The sequence below is a fragment of the Methylobacterium sp. WL116 genome (assembly GCF_008039455.1).
In the GTDB taxonomy this organism is placed as follows: domain Bacteria; phylum Pseudomonadota; class Alphaproteobacteria; order Rhizobiales; family Beijerinckiaceae; genus Methylobacterium.
The window spans coordinates 1-2881 of sequence record NZ_VRUV01000549.1; the positions used below are offsets into that span (position 1 = coordinate 1).

Below are 2881 nucleotides of genomic sequence, written 5' to 3' on the forward strand. Positions count from 1 at the left end.
CGTGCTGGCGCGGGCCTGCGACCTCGGCGTGGCGATGCAGCTCACCAACATCGCCCGGATCGCGGCGCGGCAGGCGGCGTGGTCGGCCTCCGACGCGTGCGACGAGGCCGGGCGCAGGGCGGCCAGGAACGCGGCCGGAAGCGACTCAGGCGAAGACGCGCGCATCGGGAACCACCGTATCGAGGACGCGGGCCGTGGACAGGACGCCGGGCAGGCCGGCGCCGGGATGGGTTCCGGCGCCGACGAGGAACAGGTTGCGCACGTCTTCCGAGGCGTTGTGCGGACGGAACCACGCCGACTGCGTCAGCACCGGCTCCAGCCCGAAGCCGGAGCCGCGGAAGCTCAGGAAATCGTCGCGGAAATCCTGCGGCGTCGTCACCTTCGAGGTGACGAGCTCGGCCGAGAGGCCCGGCAGCACGGTCGCCTCAAGGGACGCCTCGATGAGCCGGCGGTAGGGCTCGGCGAGCGCCGCCCAATCCTGGCCGCCGGCGAGGTTCGGCACCGGCGAGAGCACGTAGAACGCGTCGCATCCCGGCGGCGCCAGCATCGGGTCGGTCTCGGTCGGCCGGTGGAGATAGAGCGAGAAGTCGTCGGCGAGGTGCTTCCTGCGGAAGATGTCGTCGATCAGCGCGCGGTAGCGCGGCCCCATCAGGATGGTGTGGTGGGCGACGTCCGGATATTTCCGCTTCGTTCCGAAGTACCAGACGAACAGGCCCATGGAGGAATGGGCCTTGTCGACCTTGCGATCGGTCCAGCGCCGTCTGGCGGATGCCGGGATCAGATTGCGGTAGGTGTGGGCGGAATCGGCGTTCGAGACGACGATGTCGGCGGCGATCGTCGTGCCGTCGGCCAGGCGCACGCCGGTGGCCGCGCCGCGGGCGACGGTGATCTCGGCGACCTCCGCGTCGCAGTGCAGGGCGCCCCCCTGCCCCGCGATCAGGCCGACGAGGCCGTTGACGAGGCGGCCGGTGCCGCCCATGGCGAAGTGCACGCCCCAGCGCCGCTCGAGATGGGCGATCAGGCAGTAGATCGCGCTCGCCCGGAACGGGCTGCCGCCGATCAGCAGCGGGTGGAAGCTGAAGATGGTCCGCAGGCGCTCGTCGCGGATGTACTTCGCCACCACGTCGTAGACGCTGCGGTGGCCGCCTAGCCGCACGAGGTCCGGCGCGATCCGCAGCATGTCCCGGATGCGGCCGAAGGGCACGTGGCCGAGCTCTTCGAAGCCGACGCGGAAGATGGCCTCGCTCTGCGCCATGAAGCGCTCGTAGCCGGCCACGTCGGCGGGCGAGAACTTGGCGACCTCCGCCCGCATGGCGGCCAGGTCGCCGGAATAGTCGAAGGTGGCGCCGTCGTCGAACCGGATGCGGTAGTAGGGCCGCATCGGCACCAGGGTGACGTCGTCCGCCATGCGCCGCCCGCACAGCGTCCACAGTTCCTCGAACAGGAACGGCGCGGTAACGATGGTCGGGCCGGCGTCGAAGGTGAAGCCGTCCTGCCGGTGGACGCGGGCCCGCCCGCCCGGCTTGTCGAGCCGTTCCAGCACCGTGACCCGGTAGCCGCGGGCACCGAGGCGGATCGCGGCGGCGAGCCCGCCGAAACCGCTGCCCACGACGACGGCGTGGGGCCGGCGATCCGCATGTGTCAACGGTACCGACGCATCGAGTGTCAACATGGTTTGACACTAAGGTCGATTGCCGACCTCAGGCAAGGGCCTTTCTGAGGCTCGGGCGGACCGCGGCGCCTCGGCTGCGGTCAGGGCGTCGAACTCCGCGAGGATCGCCGCAGTGACGCGCTCGGGCGCTTCCTCGTGCGCGAGGTGGCCGAGGCCGCGCATCAGCTCGACGCGGGCATCGGGCAGGCGGTCGCGCACCGCGAAGGCGGTGTCGGGCGCGATCGCCTTGTCGTCGGAGCCGACGACGAGCAGCGTGCGGACGCCGAGCCGCGGCAGCGCGCGGTCAAGGGCGTCGAGGTTCCAGTTCGCCATCATGCCGAGCGCTCCGGCGACGTGGGCGGGCTTCCGGAACAGGCGGCGATAGAGGTCGAGCCCGACGGGGTCGATGCGCGAGCCGGTGCCCTGGATCAGCCGCTGCACCGCGGCGCGGTCCGCCGTCCAGGCGAAGATCTTCGGCGTCATCCGATTGAGGAACAGCATCCGCGCCATGCTTGGGAACAGGATCGAGGCAAGACCTGGGAACGGCTTGAGGGCGCCGTTCAGCGCCACCAGTAGCCTCGGCGATAGCCGCGCGTCGAGGCAGGTCCGGGCCAGGATCGCGGCGCCCGCCGAATGGCCGACCGCCACGACCGGCCTCACGTCGAGCTGCGTCGTCAGGTCGGCCAGGGCGGACGCCATGCCGGGAAGCGACAGGCGGCCGGCCGGCAGCGGATCGGTGAAGCCGTGGCCGGGCAGGTCCGGCGCGATCACGCGGAAGCGCCCGGCCAAGGCCGGCATCAGCCCGCGCCAGGAATGCGTCGCCGCGCCCGTCCCGTGGACGAGGAGCAGCACGGGGGCGTCGGCCGGCCCCATCGCCTGCACGTGCCAGCGCAGGCCGGAAGCCTCGACGAAGCGGCTGGCGTCGCGATGCGGCCAGTCGCGCCCGTCGCGCTCCCAGTCCGGGCGGTCCTCGGACATGCGTGTCATGGTTTCCTGAAGGACCTGGTTTCCTGAAGGACCTGCCGATGCGAGCCGTCACGCCGCCGCGCCCGCCGCCCGCACCGCGGCGCTGAGCTTGCGGGCGTCGGCCTGCGGCAACGGGAGATAGCGGGCGCCCATCGCCTCGGCCAGGGCGCGCGCCGAATCCTGCGGGCGCGGCGCGGTGTCGATCAGGATCGCGGAGAACGCCGCCGCGCGGAAGCGCCGGGCCGCGGCGAGCGCGTCCTCGGC

2 protein-coding genes and 1 pseudogene are annotated in these 2881 nt (G+C 72.2%); all 3 read right to left on the minus strand.

The window, feature by feature from the left end:
* Positions 1–145: 145 nt before the first annotated feature.
* Complete coding sequence (locus FV223_RS24295) at positions 146–1672, minus strand: phytoene desaturase (RefSeq protein ID WP_147729376.1); 1527 nt, start codon at positions 1670–1672, stop codon at positions 146–148.
* Between the two features lie 9 nt (positions 1673–1681).
* Entirely contained in the window at positions 1682–2638 is a 957-nt protein-coding gene (bchO, locus tag FV223_RS24300) for an alpha/beta fold hydrolase BchO (protein WP_147729377.1), read from the minus strand.
* A 48-nt stretch (positions 2639–2686) separates the two neighbouring features.
* Positions 2687–2881: pseudogene (gene bchD / locus FV223_RS24305) on the minus strand (magnesium chelatase ATPase subunit D); the annotation flags it as partial.